Source organism: Yersinia enterocolitica (assembly GCA_002082245.2).
GTDB lineage: Bacteria > Pseudomonadota > Gammaproteobacteria > Enterobacterales > Enterobacteriaceae > Yersinia > Yersinia enterocolitica_E.
The window spans coordinates 4,436,025-4,455,622 of sequence record NBTC02000002.1 but is presented as its reverse complement, the minus strand read 5'-3'; the positions used below and the strand labels follow the sequence as shown (position 1 = coordinate 4,455,622).

Genomic DNA, 19,598 nt, shown 5'->3' with positions numbered 1-19,598 from the left:
AATTACAATGCAAAAAACCCTGAATCAGAGATCCAGGGTTTTGCAATAAGTGGCGGAACGGACGGGGCTCGAACCCGCGACCCCCTGCGTGACAGGCAGGTATTCTAACCAACTGAACTACCGCTCCACCGATTCTTTTACGCGTATCTTCCCGATACTTACCCTTGACAGGGCCAGCGCTCCGCGCTGTGCAAAACCGCTCTAAGCGATTTTGTCAGTTACCAGATGTCACTCTGGTAACTCGTGTTTGATGCCTGGCAGTGTCCTACTCTCGCATGGGGAGACCCCACACTACCATCGGCGCTACGGCGTTTCACTTCTGAGTTCGGCATGGGATCAGGTGGGACCACCGCGCTATGGCCGCCAGGCAAATTCTGTCTAAACTAACCCGCTATGTAATCCTACACACAGCCAGCCAGCCCAATCTCGGAACTTCGCTGAAAATTTCTATCTCTCAAATCTAAAACACCTTTGGTGTTGTAAGGTTAAGCCTCACGGATCATTAGTACTGGTTAGCTCAATGCATCGCTGCACTTACACACCCAGCCTATCAACGTCATAGTCTTTAACGTTCCTTCAGGGGGCTTAAAGCCCCAGGGAAGACTCATCTCGAGGCAAGTTTCCCGCTTAGATGCTTTCAGCGGTTATCTCTTCCGAATTTAGCTACCGGGCAATGCCATTGGCATGACAACCCGAACACCAGTGATTCGTCCACTCCGGTCCTCTCGTACTAGGAGCAGCCCCTCTCAATCTTCCAACGCCCACGGCAGATAGGGACCGAACTGTCTCACGACGTTCTAAACCCAGCTCGCGTACCACTTTAAATGGCGAACAGCCATACCCTTGGGACCTACTTCAGCCCCAGGATGTGATGAGCCGACATCGAGGTGCCAAACACCGCCGTCGATATGAACTCTTGGGCGGTATCAGCCTGTTATCCCCGGAGTACCTTTTATCCGTTGAGCGATGGCCCTTCCATTCAGAACCACCGGATCACTAAGACCTACTTTCGTACCTGCTCGAGCCGTCACTCTCGCAGTCAAGCTAGCTTATGCCTTTGCACTAACCTCACGATGTCCGACCGTGATTAGCTAACCTTCGTGCTCCTCCGTTACTCTTTGGGAGGAGACCGCCCCAGTCAAACTACCCACCAGACACTGTCCTCACCCCGGATCACGGGGCCGAGTTAGAACATCAAACATTAAAGGGTGGTATTTCAAGGTTGGCTCCATGCAGACTGGCGTCCACACTTCAATGCCTCCCACCTATCCTACACATCAAGGCTCAATGTTCAGTGTCAAGCTATAGTAAAGGTTCACGGGGTCTTTCCGTCTTGCCGCGGGTACACTGCATCTTCACAGCGAGTTCAATTTCACTGAGTCTCGGGTGGAGACAGCCTGGCCATCATTACGCCATTCGTGCAGGTCGGAACTTACCCGACAAGGAATTTCGCTACCTTAGGACCGTTATAGTTACGGCCGCCGTTTACTGGGGCTTCGATCAAGAGCTTCGCCTTGCGGCTGACCCCATCAATTAACCTTCCAGCACCGGGCAGGCGTCACACCGTATACGTCCACTTTCGTGTTTGCACAGTGCTGTGTTTTTATTAAACAGTTGCAGCCAGCTGGTATCTGCGACTGGCTTCGGCGCCGAGAGCAAGTCTCTTTACCTAATGCCAGCGTGCCTTCTCCCGAAGTTACGGCACCATTTTGCCTAGTTCCTTCACCCGAGTTCTCTCAAGCGCCTGAGTATTCTCTACCTGACCACCTGTGTCGGTTTGGGGTACGATTTAATGTTACCTGATGCTTAGAGGCTTTTCCTGGAAGCTTGGCATCAACTACTTCACCACCGTAGTGGCTCGTCATCACACCTCAGCGTTGATAAGCAACCGGATTTACCAAGTCACTCCGCCTACATGCTTAAACCGGGACAACCGTCGCCCGGCTAGCCTAGCCTTCTCCGTCCCCCCTTCGCAGTAACACCAAGTACAGGAATATTAACCTGTTTCCCATCGACTACGCTTTTCAGCCTCGCCTTAGGGGTCGACTCACCCTGCCCCGATTAACGTTGGACAGGAACCCTTGGTCTTCCGGCGTGCGGGTTTTTCACCCGCATTATCGTTACTTATGTCAGCATTCGCACTTCTGATACCTCCAGCAACCCTCACAGGTCACCTTCAACGGCTTACAGAACGCTCCCCTACCCAACAACGCCTAAGCGTCGCTGCCGCAGCTTCGGTGCATGGTTTAGCCCCGTTACATCTTCCGCGCAGGCCGACTCGACCAGTGAGCTATTACGCTTTCTTTAAATGATGGCTGCTTCTAAGCCAACATCCTGGCTGTCTATGCCTTCCCACATCGTTTCCCACTTAACCATGACTTTGGGACCTTAGCTGGCGGTCTGGGTTGTTTCCCTCTTCACGACGGACGTTAGCACCCGCCGTGTGTCTCCCGTGATAACATTCTTCGGTATTCGGAGTTTGCATCGGTTTGGTAAGTCGGGATGACCCCCTAGCCGAAACAGTGCTCTACCCCCGAAGATGAGTTCACGAGGCGCTACCTAAATAGCTTTCGGGGAGAACCAGCTATCTCCCGGTTTGATTGGCCTTTCACCCCCAGCCACAAGTCATCCGCTAATTTTTCAACATTAGTCGGTTCGGTCCTCCAGTTAGTGTTACCCAACCTTCAACCTGCCCATGGCTAGATCACCGGGTTTCGGGTCTATACCTTGCAACTAGACGCCCAGTTAAGACTCGGTTTCCCTACGGCTCCCCTATTCGGTTAACCTTGCTACAAAATATAAGTCGCTGACCCATTATACAAAAGGTACGCAGTCACCCAACAAAGTAGGCTCCCACTGCTTGTACGTACACGGTTTCAGGTTCTATTTCACTCCCCTCGCCGGGGTTCTTTTCGCCTTTCCCTCACGGTACTGGTTCACTATCGGTCAGTCAGGAGTATTTAGCCTTGGAGGATGGTCCCCCCATATTCAGACAGGATGTCACGTGTCCCGCCCTACTCATCGAGTTCACAGCAAGTGTGTTTTGGTGTACGGGACTATCACCCTGTACCGTGCGACTTTCCAGACGCTTCCACTAACACACAAACTGATTCAGACTCTGGGCTCTTCCCCGTTCGCTCGCCGCTACTGGGGGAATCTCGGTTGATTTCTTTTCCTCGGGGTACTTAGATGTTTCAGTTCCCCCGGTTCGCCTTGCATGGCTATGTATTCACCATGCAATAGTGCAACGAATTGCACTGGGTTTCCCCATTCGGGTATCGTCGGTTATAACGCTTCATATCAGCTTACCGACGCTTTTCGCAGATTAGCACGCCCTTCATCGCCTCTGACTGCCTAGGCATCCACCGTGTACGCTTAGTCGCTTAACCTCACAACCCAAAGGTGTTTTTCGTTATTGGTGTGGCTGTGAACACACTCTGCTATGTTGTGCAGTGCGCGCAATCCTCATGAACGTTAAGTTCACTCCGGTTGCTGTGCGCTGTACGCCTTGCTGAGTGTCTTCTCGCTCACACTGCAACAATGATTACCCATTGGCATTGCGATTATTTGAGAGACTCTATTACAGATTACTTTTTATCTCAGTACATCTACGGAGAGATAAGTTTCAGCTGTAATGTTTCAATTTTCAGCTTGTTCCAGATTGTTAAAGAGCAATATTTCACAACACACTGTGCCTTACGACCGCAGTACGTTTTGAAATAGTTTTTTTATATGGTGGAGCTAAGCGGGATCGAACCGCTGACCTCCTGCGTGCAAGGCAGGCGCTCTCCCAGCTGAGCTATAGCCCCATATAAAAAGCAAAATACCTTATCGGCATAACTCATTCTCAGACAAGGCGCAGTCACGCGACGTTTATGGGTATAAACGAGTGTGTCTGTAACGCACTATGAGGATGAGTTGGTGGGTCTGAGTGGACTTGAACCACCGACCTCACCCTTATCAGGGGTGCGCTCTAACCACCTGAGCTACAGACCCAACAAGGTACTAAAGCCCGACTAATCTCTCAGTCCGGCCTTATTTGCTCGTTACTTTCTATCAGACAATCTGTGTGGACACTACGCAATGCGTATCGTTAGGTAAGGAGGTGATCCAACCGCAGGTTCCCCTACGGTTACCTTGTTACGACTTCACCCCAGTCATGAATCACAAAGTGGTAAGCGCCCTCCCGAAGGTTAAGCTACCTACTTCTTTTGCAACCCACTCCCATGGTGTGACGGGCGGTGTGTACAAGGCCCGGGAACGTATTCACCGTAGCATTCTGATCTACGATTACTAGCGATTCCGACTTCATGGAGTCGAGTTGCAGACTCCAATCCGGACTACGACAGACTTTATGTGGTCCGCTTGCTCTCGCGAGTTCGCTTCACTTTGTATCTGCCATTGTAGCACGTGTGTAGCCCTACTCGTAAGGGCCATGATGACTTGACGTCATCCCCACCTTCCTCCGGTTTGTCACCGGCAGTCTCCCTTGAGTTCCCACCATTACGTGCTGGCAACAAAGGATAAGGGTTGCGCTCGTTGCGGGACTTAACCCAACATTTCACAACACGAGCTGACGACAGCCATGCAGCACCTGTCTCACAGTTCCCGAAGGCACCGAAGCATCTCTGCTAAGTTCTGTGGATGTCAAGAGTAGGTAAGGTTCTTCGCGTTGCATCGAATTAAACCACATGCTCCACCGCTTGTGCGGGCCCCCGTCAATTCATTTGAGTTTTAACCTTGCGGCCGTACTCCCCAGGCGGTCGACTTAACGCGTTAGCTCCGGAAGCCACGCCTCAAGGGCACAACCTCCAAGTCGACATCGTTTACAGCGTGGACTACCAGGGTATCTAATCCTGTTTGCTCCCCACGCTTTCGCACCTGAGCGTCAGTCTTTGTCCAGGGGGCCGCCTTCGCCACCGGTATTCCTCCAGATCTCTACGCATTTCACCGCTACACCTGGAATTCTACCCCCCTCTACAAGACTCTAGCTTGCCAGTTTCAAATGCAGTTCCCACGTTAAGCGCGGGGATTTCACATCTGACTTAACAAACCGCCTGCGTGCGCTTTACGCCCAGTAATTCCGATTAACGCTTGCACCCTCCGTATTACCGCGGCTGCTGGCACGGAGTTAGCCGGTGCTTCTTCTGCGAGTAACGTCAATCAACCGTGCTATTAACACGACTGCCTTCCTCCTCGCTGAAAGTGCTTTACAACCCGAAGGCCTTCTTCACACACGCGGCATGGCTGCATCAGGCTTGCGCCCATTGTGCAATATTCCCCACTGCTGCCTCCCGTAGGAGTCTGGACCGTGTCTCAGTTCCAGTGTGGCTGGTCATCCTCTCAGACCAGCTAGGGATCGTCGCCTAGGTGAGCCATTACCCCACCTACTAGCTAATCCCATCTGGGCACATCCGATGGCGTGAGGCCCGAAGGTCCCCCACTTTGCTCTTGCGAGGTCATGCGGTATTAGCTACCGTTTCCAGTAGTTATCCCCCTCCATCAGGCAGTTTCCCAGACATTACTCACCCGTCCGCCGCTCGCCGGCGAAGTAGTAAACTACTTCCCGCTGCCGCTCGACTTGCATGTGTTAGGCCTGCCGCCAGCGTTCAATCTGAGCCATGATCAAACTCTTCAATTTAAGATTTGTTTGATTTGCTGCTAATAAAAGCAGCGATGCTCAAAGATTACTTTCTGCAAATATGCATTCGAACCGAAGTTCAAATGTGTACTGCTTTGGTCACTCTTCAAGACTTTGATATTTCTTCTGCCTGTCGAAACAGGCTTCGATATCGTCTTGCGAGTGCCCACACAGATTGTCTGATAAATTGTTAAAGAGCGTTCGTTACCCGTTTGCCTTTCGGCGAATCTTACGGTAACGCGGGAGGCAGATAATACGCTTTCCCGCTACAGAGTCAACCACTTAATCAGTTAATTTTCTCTGTTCTTCCCGGCCACTCTGTGAAGTTGCTCACAGCGCCGTGTCGATGGATGCGCATTATAGGGAGCCGCCTCAGAATGGCAAGAGTTTATCTTAAAGTTTTTTCCAACTGCTGATTATTTGAACGCAAAGACTACTTATGACGCGTTTTTATCGCTTTTGGCAGGTCAGCCAGACTATTTAGCACCCAATCAGCTAGCGCCTCTCCTTCTGCGCTAACAGGCTTACCAGTGCGAACTAACACTTTAGTGCCGACATTAGCCGCTAATGCTGCCTGCATATCTTCAATTTTGTCACCAACCATATAAGAAGAAGCCATATCAATGTTCAATTCGCTTTGTGCTTGCAGTAACATGCCAGGCAGCGGTTTACGGCATTCACATGTTTCACTGAACTCCGCTACACTGCCATCGGGGTGATGCGGACAGAAGTAGATGCCGTCCAGGTCAACACCACGGTCAGCCAGAGACCAATCCATCCACTCGGTGAGACTTACAAATTGCTCTTCGGTAAACATACCGCGTGCAATACCTGATTGATTGGTTACCAATACCAAAGCGAAACCCATTTCTTTCAATTCACGACAAGCATCAATAACACCGTCTATAAACTGGAAGTTATCAATTTCGTGGACATAACCGTGATCAACATTAATTGTACCATCACGATCTAAAAATATTGCGGGGACGGGCTGAGTCACTTATCTGCTCCTGAGGGCTGTAAACCCCACTAGTATCGCATGTTTCATTACCGATTGAGAATGGAAGAGAATCGGTGTTGCCAGTTGACTTGGCCGTCTAGACGCCTTAACATCCAATCTATACTTTGGTTCCGCTGAAGTTTACTTTTTATCTAGCCACGGAAACGACGATAAAATAAGAATAATATGATTAAACTTTCTCACATCAGCAAAGTGTTCCAACAGGGTTCGCACACTATTACCGCACTTACAGACGTGAGTCTACACGTCCCTGCTGGACAAATTTATGGCGTTATCGGTGCATCAGGTGCGGGTAAAAGTACACTGATTCGCTGTGCCAATATGTTAGAGCGCCCTACCAGCGGCCAGGTTCTGGTTGATGGGCAAGATCTGACAACCTTATCTGAAGGTGAACTGACGCGCGCGCGTCGTCAAATCGGCATGATTTTTCAGCATTTCAATTTACTGTCATCTCGCACGGTGTATGGCAATATTGCGTTGCCTCTTGAGCTGGATAACACGTCACGCGCAGATATAAAGAAGAGAGTTACCGAACTGTTGGATCTGGTCGGTTTAGCGGATAAGCAAGATGCTTACCCGGCTAACTTGTCGGGCGGTCAGAAGCAGCGTGTTGCTATCGCGCGTGCTTTAGCCAGTAATCCAAAAGTCTTGTTGTGCGATGAAGCCACCAGCGCATTAGACCCGGCAACCACTCGTTCGATTCTGGAGCTACTTAAGGACATTAATCGTCGTCTGGGGCTGACTATTTTGCTTATTACTCATGAAATGGATGTGGTGAAACGCATCTGTGATCAGGTTGCTGTAATAAGTGAAGGCAAATTGATTGAGAAAGACAGTGTCAGTGAAGTGTTCTCGCATCCGAAAACTCCGCTGGCGCAACAATTTATCCAATCAACACTCCATTTGGATATTCCAGAAGATTACGCCCAGCGTATGACGCAGGAACCAACTGCAGATCGCGTTCCACTGCTGAAATTGGAGTTCACCGGTCAGTCCGTTGACGCACCACTCATTTCACAAGCGGTGCGCCGTTTCAATATTGATATCGGGATTCTCAGTTCGCAGATGGATTATGCCGGTGGCGTTAAGTTTGGTGTCATGTTAGCAGAGCTGCATGGCGACGATCAGGATGGCCTCGCTGCCATCAAGTTTTTGCAAGATCATCATGTAAAAGTAGAGGTTCTGGGTTATGTCTGAGGCAATGATGTGGTTAATGGGCCGAGGCGTCTGGGAAACTCTAATGATGACTTTTGTGTCTGGTTTCTTTGGCTTTGTGCTAGGGCTACCGGTTGGGGTGCTGCTGTATGTCACCCGCCCAGGGCAAATTATCGCTAACAATAAGATTTACCGCACCCTGTCTGGAGTTGTGAATATTTTCCGTTCCATACCTTTTATTATCTTATTGGTGTGGATGATTCCATTCACTCGAATGATTGTCGGTACATCGATTGGGTTACAGGCGGCGATTGTGCCACTAACGGTCGGTGCAGCCCCCTTTATTGCTCGTATGGTGGAGAATGCCCTACTAGAGATTCCATCTGGTTTGGTTGAGGCTGCCCGTGCGATGGGAGCGACCCCAATGCAAATTATTAAAAAGGTGTTGTTGCCCGAAGCCCTACCCGGCTTGGTGAATGCCGCCACTATTACATTAATTACCCTGGTCGGTTATTCCGCGATGGGTGGTGCAGTCGGTGCCGGTGGCTTAGGCCAGATCGGTTATCAGTATGGTTACATTGGCTATAACGCCACGGTAATGAATACTGTATTAGTATTATTAGTAATTTTGGTTTACCTGATTCAGTTCAGTGGCGATCGGATCGTAAAAGCCGTTACCCACAAATAGTTCTTAACACATCAATTACCCAAAGGAATTGATGTTGCAGGTAGGCGGCAAGCGAACATATCCCGATAAGCTTATTCAAGTAAGTGATTCGGGTAAGTGAAAGTTGCTAACAACCCTGCAGCGCCAAGTACCAAGGGTATAGCGACTGCCTCACACAGCGGCGCATCTTAACGAATGTCTATAGAGGAAGGGATATGTCTTTAAAATTCAAATCTATCGCGGCAGTCAGTGCACTGATTGGTACCTTAGCTCTGGTGGGTTGCGGCCCGGCAGAGAAAGATCCAAACCACATTAAAGTTGGTGTCATTGTGGGTGCCGAGCAACAAGTTGCTGAAGTTGCTCAAAAAGTGGCAAAAGATAAATATGGTCTGGATGTTGAACTGGTTACCTTTAACGACTATGTATTGCCAAACGAAGCATTGAGCAAAGGTGATATTGACCTGAATGCCTTCCAGCACAAGCCTTATCTGGATCAGCAAATTAAAGATCGTGGCTACAAGTTAGTGTCTGTGGGTAACTCATTCGTTTATCCAATTGCTGGTTACTCTAAGAAAATCAAGTCATTGGAAGAGTTACAACCGGGTTCTCAGGTCGCACTGCCAAATGACCCGACCAATCTGGGCCGTTCTCTGTTGCTGCTGCAAAAAGTGGGGCTGATTAAACTGAAAGACGGCGTTGGTCTGCTGCCAACCGTGTTGGATGTGGTTGAGAATCCTAAAAACCTGAAACTGGTTGAACTGGAAGCCCCTCAGTTACCACGTTCTTTGGATGACCAACAAATCGCCTTGGCGATTATCAATACCACCTACGCCAGCCAGATTGGCTTAACACCTGCTAAAGATGGCTTATTCGTGGAAGATAAAGAGTCACCTTACGTCAATCTGATCGTAGCCCGCGAAGACAATAAAGATGCGGAAAACGTGAAGAAATTCGTTCAGGCATATCAGTCTGATGAAGTTTACGATGCAGCAAACAAAGCATTCAACGGTGGTGCAGTAAAAGGCTGGTAAGTGTTAATTGGCTATTTTGCTGAATATGGCGTTAGCTAAAATCAGTGTTTGCTAAATATATTGCAAGACGGGCCATGGCCCGTCTTGTTATTTGCATCATAGATTGCTTCAATAGCGCCTCTTAAATAAAAAAGGCTGAGGAATCTCTATGCGTGCGTTACCTCTGTGTCTGTTAGCACTTTCGCTAACTGGATGCTCCATGCTTCAATCAAAGCCATCCACCACAGAAAGTCCGGTTAAGCAACCACCTCCGGTGACTAAACCCAGCCCAACGGCAGCCCCTCGTCCGGCACCAGTAAAACTTTATAAAAGTGCTGAAGAACTTGTTGGCAAGCCTTTCCGCGACTTAGGCGAAGTATCCGGTGAGTCTTGCCAATCTACCGTTCAGGACTCTCCAGCCAGTATCGCCACCGCCCGTAAGAGAATGCAGACCCGTGCTTCTTATATGAAAGCCAATGCGGTGCTGCTACACGGATGTGAAATACAAAGTGGCGTTCCTGGCTGCTATCAACAAGCGGTGTGCCAAGGTTCTGCACTGAACGTTTCATCAAAATGAGTGTATTTTCCTTCAATCAGATCGGGGTGATTCGCTCACCCTATAAAGAAAAGTTTGCGGTGCCAAGACAGCCCGGTCTAATTGAAGATGGCGGTGGTGAGTTACAGTTAGTGGCTCCCTATAATCAGCCGGAAGCCGTGCGTGGGTTATCTGACTTCAGTCATGTATGGGTGATGTTCGTTTTCCATCAAACCATGGCGGGGGGTTGGCGTCCGACGGTTCGCCCGCCACGTTTAGGCGGTAATACACGGATGGGCGTATTTGCCACTCGCTCCACTTTCCGGCCAAATCCTATCGGCATGTCGTTGATTGAGCTGAAAGGGATACGTTGCCAGGGCGCAGAGGTGATTCTGGAGTTGGGTAGTCTGGATCTGGTTGATGGTACCCCGGTGATTGACATTAAACCCTATCTGCCTTTTGCAGAGAGCCAACCACTGGCGCGCGCTGGTTTTGCGCAGACAGCCCCAGATGCAGGTATGCCGGTGTGTTTCTCCGCCACCGCTGAGCAACAGTTAGTACAGCAGCAGACGCGTTATCCACATTTGCGGCGTTTTATCAGCCAGGTTTTGGCACAAGACCCCCGCCCAGCCTACCGTAAAGACGATAATGAAAGTCGTGAATACGCGGTTCTGTTGCTGGAATTTAATGTGCGTTGGCGGGTTATGGGCCAGCAAACAGAAGTGTTGTCGCTCGACCCACGCTAAATTTCAGCCAGTTCTCTTTTGACAACCCGTACTCGCTGGTAAACTAAACCACTTTTTACTTTTTGGACTGCCTCTACTTGTTGCAGTGCTAATGGAACCAAAACATCATGCGTACTAGCCAATATCTGCTCTCCACTCTAAAGGAGACACCTGCCGATGCTGAAGTGATCAGTCACCAACTGATGCTTCGTGCCGGGATGATCCGTAAACTGGCATCAGGTCTTTATACCTGGTTACCGACCGGAGTTAGGGTGTTGAAGAAAGTCGAAAACATCGTGCGCGAAGAAATGAATAACGCCGGTGCTATTGAGGTTTCAATGCCCGTCGTACAACCGGCTGATTTGTGGCAGGAGAGTGGTCGCTGGGAACAGTATGGTCCTGAGCTATTGCGTTTTGTCGATCGCGGCGAACGCCCTTTTGTGCTCGGTCCAACTCATGAAGAAGTAATTACTGACCTGATTCGCGGTGAGATCAACTCTTACAAACAGTTGCCGCTGAATTTTTTCCAAATCCAGACCAAGTTTCGTGATGAAGTTCGCCCACGTTTCGGCGTGATGCGTGCTCGCGAGTTCCTGATGAAAGATGCTTACTCTTTCCATACCACTCAGGAATCGTTGCAGGAAACTTACGACGCGATGTATGCGGCCTACAGTAAGATTTTCTCTCGTATGGATCTGAATTTCCGTGCAGTTCTGGCAGATACCGGTTCAATTGGTGGCAGTGCATCGCATGAATTCCAAGTGCTGGCCGAGAGTGGCGAAGACGACATTGTGTTCTCAACCGGTTCTGATTATGCCGCTAATATTGAGTTTGCTGAAGCAGTGGCTCCTGGTGAACCACGGGCTAGCGCCACGGAAGAGCTGCGTATCATTGATACCCCGAATGCAAAAACCATCGCTGAATTGGTCGAGCAGTTCAACCTTCCAATAGTGAAAACAGTGAAAACCTTATTGGTGCATGCTCACGAAGAGAGTGGTCACAAGCTGGTTGCGTTGCTGGTTCGCGGTGATCATGAACTCAATGAGATTAAAGCAGAGAAACTGCTACAAGTCGCCAAACCACTGACCTTTGCCAGCGAAGAAGAGATTCGTGCAGTGATTGGCGCAGGTCCAGGTTCATTAGGCCCGGTTAATTTGCAGTTGCCAATCGTGATTGACCGCAGTGTGGCAGCGATGAGTGATTTTGGTGCTGGCGCGAATATCGACGGCAAACACTACTTTGGTATTAATTGGGAGCGTGACTTACCGCTGCCACAAATTGCCGATTTACGTAATGTGGTTGAAGGCGATATCAGCCCTGATGGCAAAGGCACATTACTTATCAAGCGTGGTATTGAAGTCGGTCATATCTTCCAGCTAGGCACTAAATACTCGGAAGCGATGAAAGCCACGGTTCAGGGCGAAGATGGCCGTAACCAAGTGATGACCATGGGTTGTTACGGTATTGGCGTATCCCGTGTAGTAGCAGCGGCCATTGAGCAGAATCATGACGACCGTGGCATTATTTGGCCGGATGCGATTGCACCGTTCCAGGTAGCCATTTTGCCAATGAATATGCACAAATCTTTCCGCGTGAAAGAGTTGGCGGAAGAGCTGTATGCCACTCTGCGTTCCCATGGTATTGACGTGATTCTCGATGACCGCAAAGAACGCCCAGGCGTGATGTTTGCCGATATGGAGCTGATTGGCGTGCCACACAATATCGTGATTGGTGACCGCAATCTCGACAGCGAAGAGGTGGAATATAAAAACCGCCGTATTGGTGAGAAGCAGATGATTAAAACCAGCGAAATCATTGAGTTCCTGCTGGGCCAAATCAAGCGCTAATTGACCCTAAGTAAACCGCTGAGCCGCTGGATAGTTAACTCACTACCAGCGGCTTTTTATTGCAGCAACGGATAGATTCTATTTACTGCCGCAACTCTTACTGGCATTAAACTTAATGTTATCAGCCGGAATCAGCGTTTTGTCTGATTGCCCTTCTTCCATCGATGGCCGCACATCAAAATGGCCATTAAGGGTTAAAAATACCGGTTCACCGACCTTTTTACGGGCTTTTAAATATCCGGTTTCCAGTGCAATATTATTCTCGACTGGGAAGGTTCGGCCGGTAGCACAATCGGTAAATACGGCAGCATCAGCAAAATACTTATACATACCGCTCAACGGCATCGGCGTTTTGGGTAACGGCTGATCACTCGGGGTAAGCTGATAATTCAATGCTGACTGAATCGCCAATCCTTGTTGGTCGAGCATCACCAGATTTTTACCTACCGGCCGAAAGTAGCGTTTCTCCCCTTGCCCATTAGTAAGTACCAACTTATCAGCAGTACGCGCCCACTGACCGTATTCAGCAAAGGTTTGATCGCTCTCGTTGTTATCGCCAGCATGAGCAGTGCCACGATAAATTTCCTTCAGGATAAAAGTCCCATCGCTATCAAGGAACAGTGAGGTATCCAAACCACTGCAATCCGCGCAGGGTAATACGCCCTGATAGCTTTGCTGCATAGGTTGTAAAGCCTGTTCAACCGGTTGATGTCGATTGTTGCAACCTAATAATGACAGTGCACCTACTGCCAAAAATAGCGTTATTGTTAATTTTTTCACAGTCATTCTCCCATACTGTGTCCGATATATAAGGAATGAAGCCACATTAGTCACAATGTATAAATCACAGGCTAAATAATGGCATCACTCCTGATGTATTTTGCCGCGCAGTGCTTTGGTCGCACCTTTGCGGACTTTGCCCTCGACTCGCCTTATTTTTGAGCCTTTGGTCGGTTTTGTCGCCCGACGAGCCTTTTCTACCACCATTGCCTGATGGATTAATGCCACCAGCCGCGCCAATGCCGCTTCGCGGTTCATATCTTGGCTGCGGTATTCTTGCGCTTTGATGATAACGACACCCTCTGCCGTCATCAAATGGCTATTTAGCAATAATAACCTTTCTTTATAGTACTCTGGCAGGCTTGATGCCTTAATGTCAAAGCGCAAATGAATGGCAGTTGAGGTTTTATTGACGTGCTGTCCCCCCGCGCCCTGCGCCCGGATCGCCGTCAGCTCAATCTCACTGTCAGGTAGACTGACATAATTAGATATAATCAGCACGCTTATTGCCCGTCGCCTTGCCATTCATCAAAACTAATTTCCAGATTATTCTGAGCATCCGACAACCAAATAGTTCCCTCTTGCAACGTAGCCTGTAACGACATATTACGATTCGCAAGTGCCGCCAACTTGGCCATCTGTTCATCACCCAAGAAGCGCACCCGCAAATTACGGTGCCCGGATAACTTATCTCGGGCTTGTGGCCACCACACCTTGGCGGCGCGTTCACTGTAGGCATACAGCACCACTTGCTGTGACTGATTACAGGCTTTACGCAGACGTTTCTCCTCTGGTAACCCCAGCTCAACCCACAATTCAATACCGTTATGGTCATTATGACGCCAAATCTCCGGCTCATCGTCAGCGCTCAGACCTTTAGTAAACTGCAAACGCTCATCAGCATGGCAGATCCATGCGAGTAACCTCAGCATCATACGTTGGTCAGTTTCGGAGGGGTGCTGCGCGATAGTCAGGTTAACATCCTGAAAAAAATTACGATCCATATCCGCAATGTTAACAGCAGCTTTATGGATGGTTGCTTTTAGTGCCATGGGTGACCTCTTAATTATCTGGCAGACAGTGTACTTGATCCAGTCTGCCAGCAGCCAGCCAACCCTGCATAAAGAGAACGATTAGTGGCATCAATGCGAAAAAGAAACCTTGTGCCACACTCTAATATCTCTATCACTCCTGTGCTATAGTCCTTATAAGTTCAGAGTTTATCTTCGTAGGTTGACAGTGTGTCGCTTCCGCTGAGAATCTACTGGGTTAAACTTTTCCAGGAGGATTACTGTGCAGCAATACTGTGAATTAGTACGCCGTTTTTATGCCCAAATTGGAAGTGGCGATCTGGGTTACGTACCAGACGCATTGCGCTGTGTATTGAAAGCATTGGACGAAGTTGCGGCTAACGACGCACTACCGTCCTCCGTTAGAGAACAGGCGGCCTTTGCCGCCGCTAACTTATTGGTGAGCGATTATGTCGATGAGTGAAGAGTATCAACCCATCAATTGTGATGACTACGATAATCTAGAGCTCGCCTGCCAACATCACCTGATACTGACGTTGAAGTTGAGAGGCGGTGAGATCGTAGAAGGTAAAGCCAGCGATCTGCTGCTGAGAAAAAAGGTCGAATACCTGATTATCGAGCAAGAAGGAACAATGCGCGAGTTGCGTCTGGACTATATTGCCAGCTTCAGTCACCCCGAGATAGGGACTGTTGTGGTGAGTGCATCATAGCTTCATCCCATTATATTGATGACGGGCCGCTGAAGAGTGGCCCGTTTTGCATTCAGGGCAGACCAAACCGAATCAAGGTTTTAAACTGGCATAGTAAGCCGCCAAATCAGAGAAATCCTCGTCGGTTAAAGGCACAACATAAGCCTGCATCACTCCAGCTTGCCCACCAGTACGCTCTCCTTTTTTATACGCTTTTAATGATTGTTCTAAATACATGGCATTTTGCCCAGCCAGATTAGGATACATCGGCACCGAAACCTTACCTTGTGCACCATGACAAGCCACACAACTGGCAGACTTAACTCGCCCCGCTTCGATATCATTTTTTGCCAACGCCGAGAAACTACTCAATCCCCATAACATCATTATACTGACGACTAATTTCATTATTGCTCCTCAAAATAGACTGTTCTGCGTGTTGTTATTTTATTATTCCGCGTTGGTCCAATTTAGGTACCAACAAGGTTCGCCTTCTTTTGCCTGGCCTGCCTGAGCCACAAACACTCCAGCCGCAGCAATTAATTGTTCGCCAAAGTAGAGTAGCGGAATACGCTCCCGTTGCCACGGCGGTACCCCCAACTCTTGCCAAATCTTTTTGCTATGGCGCGAATGATGCCGCCCGACAATCTTGATATCACCTTGTAAACCGAAACGGATGCTGATTACCTCGCCGGTTGCCGCAGCCCTGACCGCTTGCCCCCCTTCAGTAATAAAACTCAATACCCCCAGATTGGCAGGTAGAATCAAAGGGCCAGGGGGGATTGCGACATGATTAGGCCCAGCCTCAATGTTGGCCCAAGGTAGATGCCGTATATTTATTTCAGCCAGCGGTGGCAATAGATATAAATATTGCCGGAAGCGGCGAACCTGATGTGCCCCCAAAGTAAGCTGAGGCTCTGCATCTTGCCTTGCCATAGCAACTTCTAACCACAAACGTTGCAGTTGGTTTTGCGATGGCATCACTGCTCCCCATCTAGCCAGCCAACGGCGTAATATCGCCCCCCGTTTGGCTTCTGAGGCCAGTAATAACCCCTCAATAGAAAGCGCGCCATCCAGACTTTGCAGTTGTTGCAGATTATCTGCCAACAACTCATCCAATAATTGTTCCTGCTCAGCGCACAGACTTGCACTGCGCGCCGTCGCTTGAGCAAAATGCGGCCAGCGCTGATGAAGCAGAGGCAACACATTTAATCGCAAGAAGTTACGATCGAAACGATGGTCCTGATTGCTGTCATCTTCAATCCACCGTAGTTGTTGTGCTTGAGCATAGTTCTCAAGCGTTGCGCGGGAAAAGGCCAACAATGGTCGCAACAACTGGCTATGGGCAAACGGCATTCTGCCTGCCATTGAGGACAGCCCCGCCGGACCACTGCCCCGCTTAAGTGCCAGTAAGAAGGTTTCACACTGGTCATCCAGATGTTGAGCCGTAAGTAGCACTTCATTGGCAGCTAAATGTAAGGAAAATGCCTGATAGCGAGCCGTTCTAGCGGCAGCCTCTATTCCATTGTGTCGCGGATCAATCTTCACTCGCACCACTTCAAGTGGAACTTCCCATTGATCACACTGCTGCTGGCAATGTTTTACCCAACTGTCTGCCAATGGGTTTAATCCGTGATGAATATGAATCGCACGAACTTTCAGCTCAGGGAGCAATTGTTGGCGCAGGCTAACCAATAAATGCAGTAATACACTGGAATCCAACCCACCACTGAACCCCACCAGCACATGGCGATGATCACCCAATTGTGCGAACAAAGGATTGAGTAACACATTAGGCATAAAGGTGGCTGAGTTCATGTCATTCCAGCGTTATTTCGTATAGCTCCAGAGGTAAACCATCTGGATCAGTAAAGAAAGTAAAACGTGATTGGGTATAGGGATCAATGCGAACCGCTTCGCAAATCACACCGGTAGCCCCCAGTTCACTGACTGCCTGCTCAATATTATCAACCTGAAAAGCCAGGTGACGTAAACCACAAGCCTCTGGGCGGCTAGGTCGTGTTGACGGGGAGGGAAAAGAAAACAACTCGATAGTATATTGCCCATTTAAGGCTAAATCAGCTTTCCATGAGTCGCGTTCTTCACGATAGACCTCGCTTATCAAGCTGAACCCCAGCACCTCACAGTAGAATTTTTTACTGACCTGATAATCTGAGCCAATGATTGCAATATGATGTATCTGACGTATTGCTAACATGTATTACTCCAGTTTAATCATTTGTCTTCAGCACATTGACCCAATAGCGACCATCATCATCACGTTTAGCTCCGTGAATGTCGGTTTCAAACCCAGGATAATGCGCGCCAATGGCACACAGCATCAGCAGGAAGTCCAAGACTGCGCGGCTCTCTTCACTGATCATTTCACCTGGCATAACCAACGGTACCCCCGGTGGGTAAGGCAGGATCATGTTGGCCACGACTTTGCCTTTCAAATCACACATTTCGCAGGCCGCTATATTACCGCGAATCTGCTGTTGGAACATGTCATACGGCGTGAGTTTCATCTCTGGCAGTACATCAAAAGACTGGCGCATTAAACGGGGTAAGTCATGTTTACGGATCAATTGGTGGATACCGGCGGCCAGATCTTGAATGCGCATATGACGGTAAAAATCGGGATCTTCAGCAAACAGATCCGGCAGCATGTTTTTAACCCGCAAGTTAAGATCATAAGCGCGCTTAAACTCCATTAGGCCGCGCAATAAGCTCATCGCCTTGGTTTTATCAATACCAATACTGAACAGGAACAGCAAATTATATGGCCCGGTTTTCTCTACCACGATGCCGCGTTCATCGAGAAATTTAGCGACTAATGCCGCAGGGATCCCTTCGTCTTCAAGTTCCCCTTCACTGCTCATACCCGGCGTCAGGATGGTCACTTTGATCGGATCCAGATACATATGGTCTGCATCCGCATTACTAAAGCCATGCCACTTTTGCCCCGGTTGCAACGGCCAACAGGCTATTTCGTCAATATCTTCTGGCTGCCAGACATCAAAGAACCAGTTGTCACTTTGTGAACGTAAACGGCGAACTTCTTTGCGAAAATGCATCGCACGCTCAATGGAGCGCATAATCATGCGCCTGCCCGGTTTACCACGCATCATTGCTGCGGCAGTTTCCATTGATGCCACAATGCCGTAATTCGGAGAGGTGGTGGTATGCATCATATAAGCTTCGTTAAAAGTGCCTTCATTATAATCACCTTTAATATGAATCATCGAAGCTTGAGAGAATGCGGCCAACAATTTATGTGTCGATTGCGTTTCATAGAAAACTTTACCCGCAATCCGTTCCCCGCTCATGCCACTTTTCCCTTCATAAATCTCATGGAAATTGGTATAAGGCACCCAGGCGGAATCAAAGTGAATTGAAGGGACGTCCAGTGTCTGCTTAATATAATCAGTATTATAGAGCAGCCCATCATAGGTCGAGTTCGTTATCACCGCATGCACTGGCCAGCTGGCATTCTTGGTTTGTGCAATTTTCTCAGTAATAGATTCGCGCGTAAATTCGTGCTGCGGGATGCCGCCCAAAATACCGTAAGCATTACGGGCCGGGCGCAAATATAGCGGAATGATATTGGTCATCATCAAAAGATGTGTCAGAGACTTATGACAATTACGGTCAATCAATACCGTACTGCCCGAAGGGGACGAATACATGCCAATGATTTTATTTGCCGTTGATGTCCCGTTCGTCACCATATAACTCTGCTCAGCATTGAAAGTACGGGCAATATACTCTTCGGCTTCCAGATGCGGGCCACTGTGGTCTAATAGTGATCCGAGTTCAGTCACTGAAATCGACACATCAGCCTTGAGGGTATTAGCACCAAAGAAATCATAGAATAAGCTGCCTACCGGGCTTTTTTGAAATGCCGTCCCCGCCATATGCCCCGGCGTACAGAAGGTATATTTCCCTTCTTTGACGTAATTAAATAACGCCTTGGTTAGCGGCGGAGTGATGCTATCCATATACTCAGCGGTATATTGTTCAATATGCTGGGCAATATCATCTGCCGCATTTAACGTATATTCAAAGAAATAAAGAGCCATGCGCATTTCATTCAAACTGACATCCAATGAGGAGGTCGTATTGATAAATGCGTAAAGTGGGAGATATTCGTTCAGATCATTAATTTCAGTGCAAAGCTCATTACTGTGCTGGTCCCAATCGAAAATCACACCAATAATCCGCGCATTATGCTCGATCAGTTTAAGCAGATCACCACGATCCTGAGGGTAGATCAACTGAAAACCTTTAGCCAGCAGGGCATCGTTTAACTCACGAATAGGTTCATCTTTGTAGTAAACCCCCATCGGCCCCATGATTGCGATGATATTCATCGGTGAATCCTCATATTGTTCGCCAATTACCTATAACAACATGAAATTAAATTTTTGCCAAAATTATTATGGGGTTAGATATTATAACTCAGAATCTATAAGTAAAAAATCCGGCTCATAATAT

General features: G+C 48.7%; 16 protein-coding genes, 3 tRNA genes, 3 rRNA genes and 1 pseudogene. 9 read left to right on the top strand and 14 right to left on the bottom strand.

What is annotated here, in order from left to right; genetic code table 11:
- Positions 1-50 precede the first annotated feature (50 nt).
- From A6J66_021760 to A6J66_021735, 6 genes are all read right to left on the bottom strand, one after another.
- A tRNA-Asp gene (locus A6J66_021760) sits at positions 51-127 on the bottom strand.
- 125 nt (positions 128-252) lie between these two features.
- Positions 253-368, bottom strand: a 5S ribosomal RNA gene (gene rrf / locus A6J66_021755).
- A gap of 92 nt (positions 369-460) precedes the next feature.
- Positions 461-3,398, bottom strand: a 23S ribosomal RNA gene (locus A6J66_021750).
- A 335-nt stretch (positions 3,399-3,733) separates the two neighbouring features.
- Positions 3,734-3,809 (bottom strand) — tRNA-Ala (locus tag A6J66_021745).
- A 110-nt stretch (positions 3,810-3,919) separates the two neighbouring features.
- Positions 3,920-3,996: transfer RNA gene (locus tag A6J66_021740), tRNA-Ile, on the bottom strand.
- A gap of 99 nt (positions 3,997-4,095) precedes the next feature.
- Positions 4,096-5,641, bottom strand: a 16S ribosomal RNA gene (locus A6J66_021735).
- The 16S, 23S and 5S rRNA genes sit together here with 3 tRNA genes alongside, the layout of an rRNA operon.
- A 5-nt stretch (positions 5,642-5,646) precedes the next feature.
- Here A6J66_021735 and A6J66_021730 point away from each other — a divergent pair.
- Positions 5,647-5,824: pseudogene (locus A6J66_021730) on the top strand (hypothetical protein).
- A gap of 250 nt (positions 5,825-6,074) precedes the next feature.
- Here the strand turns inward: A6J66_021730 and A6J66_021725 are convergent.
- Entirely contained in the window at positions 6,075-6,641 is a 567-nt protein-coding gene (locus tag A6J66_021725; GenBank protein PNM26542.1) for a D-glycero-beta-D-manno-heptose-1,7-bisphosphate 7-phosphatase, read from the bottom strand.
- A gap of 186 nt (positions 6,642-6,827) precedes the next feature.
- Here A6J66_021725 and metN point away from each other — a divergent pair, with 186 nt between their 5' ends.
- The 6 genes from metN to proS all read left to right on the top strand — a co-directional run bounded on the left by metN (position 6,828) and on the right by proS (position 12,601).
- Positions 6,828-7,859: a D-methionine ABC transporter, ATP-binding protein gene (gene metN, locus A6J66_021720; GenBank protein PNM26541.1), complete on the top strand. Its 1,032-nt coding sequence runs from the start codon at positions 6,828-6,830 to the stop codon at positions 7,857-7,859.
- Positions 7,852-8,505 (top strand): D-methionine ABC transporter permease MetI, encoded by a 654-nt coding sequence (locus A6J66_021715; GenBank protein ID PNM26540.1) that lies wholly within the window; start codon positions 7,852-7,854, stop codon positions 8,503-8,505. Before metN ends, A6J66_021715 begins: the two co-directional genes overlap by 8 nt.
- 194 nt (positions 8,506-8,699) lie before the next feature.
- Complete coding sequence (gene metQ, locus A6J66_021710) at positions 8,700-9,515, top strand: methionine ABC transporter substrate-binding protein MetQ (protein PNM26539.1); 816 nt, start codon at positions 8,700-8,702, stop codon at positions 9,513-9,515.
- A gap of 148 nt (positions 9,516-9,663) precedes the next feature.
- Positions 9,664-10,071 carry an Rcs stress response system protein RcsF gene (locus A6J66_021705; GenBank protein PNM26538.1) on the top strand — a complete coding sequence of 136 codons (408 nt, stop codon included), beginning with the start codon at positions 9,664-9,666 and terminating at the stop codon, positions 10,069-10,071.
- Positions 10,068-10,775, top strand: a complete 708-nt coding sequence (tsaA, locus tag A6J66_021700; protein PNM26537.1) for a tRNA (N6-threonylcarbamoyladenosine(37)-N6)-methyltransferase TrmO — start codon at positions 10,068-10,070, stop codon at positions 10,773-10,775. Before A6J66_021705 ends, tsaA begins: the two co-directional genes overlap by 4 nt.
- A 107-nt stretch (positions 10,776-10,882) precedes the next feature.
- Positions 10,883-12,601: a proline--tRNA ligase gene (gene proS / locus A6J66_021695; GenBank protein ID PNM26536.1), complete on the top strand. Its 1,719-nt coding sequence runs from the start codon at positions 10,883-10,885 to the stop codon at positions 12,599-12,601.
- Between the two features lie 78 nt (positions 12,602-12,679).
- Here the strand turns inward: proS and A6J66_021690 are convergent, their stop codons facing one another.
- From A6J66_021690 to A6J66_021680, 3 genes are all read right to left on the bottom strand, one after another.
- The gene (locus A6J66_021690; GenBank protein PNM26535.1) at positions 12,680-13,387 is read right to left on the bottom strand and encodes a copper homeostasis/adhesion lipoprotein NlpE; all 708 of its coding nucleotides are present in this window, start codon (positions 13,385-13,387) and stop codon (positions 12,680-12,682) included.
- 78 nt (positions 13,388-13,465) lie between these two features.
- Positions 13,466-13,882, bottom strand: coding sequence for an aminoacyl-tRNA hydrolase (locus A6J66_021685; GenBank protein PNM26534.1), 417 nt, complete (start codon positions 13,880-13,882; stop codon positions 13,466-13,468).
- Between the two features lie 2 nt (positions 13,883-13,884).
- Positions 13,885-14,433 carry a hypothetical protein gene (locus tag A6J66_021680; GenBank protein ID PNM26533.1) on the bottom strand — a complete coding sequence of 183 codons (549 nt, stop codon included), beginning with the start codon at positions 14,431-14,433 and terminating at the stop codon, positions 13,885-13,887.
- 241 nt (positions 14,434-14,674) lie between these two features.
- Here A6J66_021680 and A6J66_021675 point away from each other — a divergent pair, with 241 nt between their 5' ends.
- A complete protein-coding gene (locus tag A6J66_021675) occupies positions 14,675-14,875 on the top strand; it encodes a hypothetical protein (GenBank protein PNM26532.1) in 201 nt (66 codons plus the stop codon).
- Positions 14,862-15,122 carry a Rho-binding antiterminator gene (locus A6J66_021670; GenBank protein PNM26531.1) on the top strand — a complete coding sequence of 87 codons (261 nt, stop codon included), beginning with the start codon at positions 14,862-14,864 and terminating at the stop codon, positions 15,120-15,122. The genes A6J66_021675 and A6J66_021670 overlap by 14 nt, the downstream gene beginning before the upstream one ends.
- Positions 15,123-15,194: 72 nt before the next feature.
- Here A6J66_021670 and A6J66_021665 read toward each other — a convergent pair whose 3' ends face one another.
- From A6J66_021665 to A6J66_021650, 4 genes are read right to left on the bottom strand one after another with little or no spacing between them, the layout of a single operon-like run.
- Complete coding sequence (locus A6J66_021665; GenBank protein ID PNM26530.1) at positions 15,195-15,512, bottom strand: cytochrome C554; 318 nt, start codon at positions 15,510-15,512, stop codon at positions 15,195-15,197.
- 39 nt (positions 15,513-15,551) lie between these two features.
- Positions 15,552-16,919 carry a tRNA lysidine(34) synthetase TilS gene (locus tag A6J66_021660; protein ID PNM26529.1) on the bottom strand — a complete coding sequence of 456 codons (1,368 nt, stop codon included), beginning with the start codon at positions 16,917-16,919 and terminating at the stop codon, positions 15,552-15,554.
- A gap of 1 nt (position 16,920) precedes the next feature.
- Entirely contained in the window at positions 16,921-17,319 is a 399-nt protein-coding gene (locus A6J66_021655) for a VOC family protein (GenBank protein ID PNM26528.1), read from the bottom strand.
- A 13-nt stretch (positions 17,320-17,332) separates the two neighbouring features.
- On the bottom strand, positions 17,333-19,474 hold the full coding sequence (locus A6J66_021650) for a lysine decarboxylase (protein PNM26527.1): 2,142 nt from the start codon (positions 19,472-19,474) through the stop codon (positions 17,333-17,335).
- Between the last annotated feature and the right edge of the window lie 124 nt (positions 19,475-19,598).

Excerpts from the sequence above, each read along its gene's own strand:
- metN (PNM26541.1), top strand. The coding sequence starts at position 6,828 with ATGATTAAACTTTCTCACATCAGCAAAGTGTTCCAACAGGGTTCGCAC.
- A6J66_021715 (PNM26540.1), top strand. The coding sequence starts at position 7,852 with ATGTCTGAGGCAATGATGTGGTTAATGGGCCGAGGCGTCTGGGAAACT.
- metQ (PNM26539.1), top strand. The coding sequence starts at position 8,700 with ATGTCTTTAAAATTCAAATCTATCGCGGCAGTCAGTGCACTGATTGGT.
- A6J66_021705 (PNM26538.1), top strand. The coding sequence starts at position 9,664 with ATGCGTGCGTTACCTCTGTGTCTGTTAGCACTTTCGCTAACTGGATGC.
- tsaA (PNM26537.1), top strand. The coding sequence starts at position 10,068 with ATGAGTGTATTTTCCTTCAATCAGATCGGGGTGATTCGCTCACCCTAT.
- proS (PNM26536.1), top strand. The coding sequence starts at position 10,883 with ATGCGTACTAGCCAATATCTGCTCTCCACTCTAAAGGAGACACCTGCC.
- A6J66_021690 (PNM26535.1), bottom strand. The coding sequence starts at position 13,387 with ATGACTGTGAAAAAATTAACAATAACGCTATTTTTGGCAGTAGGTGCA.
- A6J66_021680 (PNM26533.1), bottom strand. The coding sequence starts at position 14,433 with ATGGCACTAAAAGCAACCATCCATAAAGCTGCTGTTAACATTGCGGAT.
- A6J66_021670 (PNM26531.1), top strand. The coding sequence starts at position 14,862 with ATGTCGATGAGTGAAGAGTATCAACCCATCAATTGTGATGACTACGAT.
- A6J66_021660 (PNM26529.1), bottom strand. The coding sequence starts at position 16,919 with ATGAACTCAGCCACCTTTATGCCTAATGTGTTACTCAATCCTTTGTTC.
- A6J66_021655 (PNM26528.1), bottom strand. The coding sequence starts at position 17,319 with ATGTTAGCAATACGTCAGATACATCATATTGCAATCATTGGCTCAGAT.
- A6J66_021650 (PNM26527.1), bottom strand. The coding sequence starts at position 19,474 with ATGAATATCATCGCAATCATGGGGCCGATGGGGGTTTACTACAAAGAT.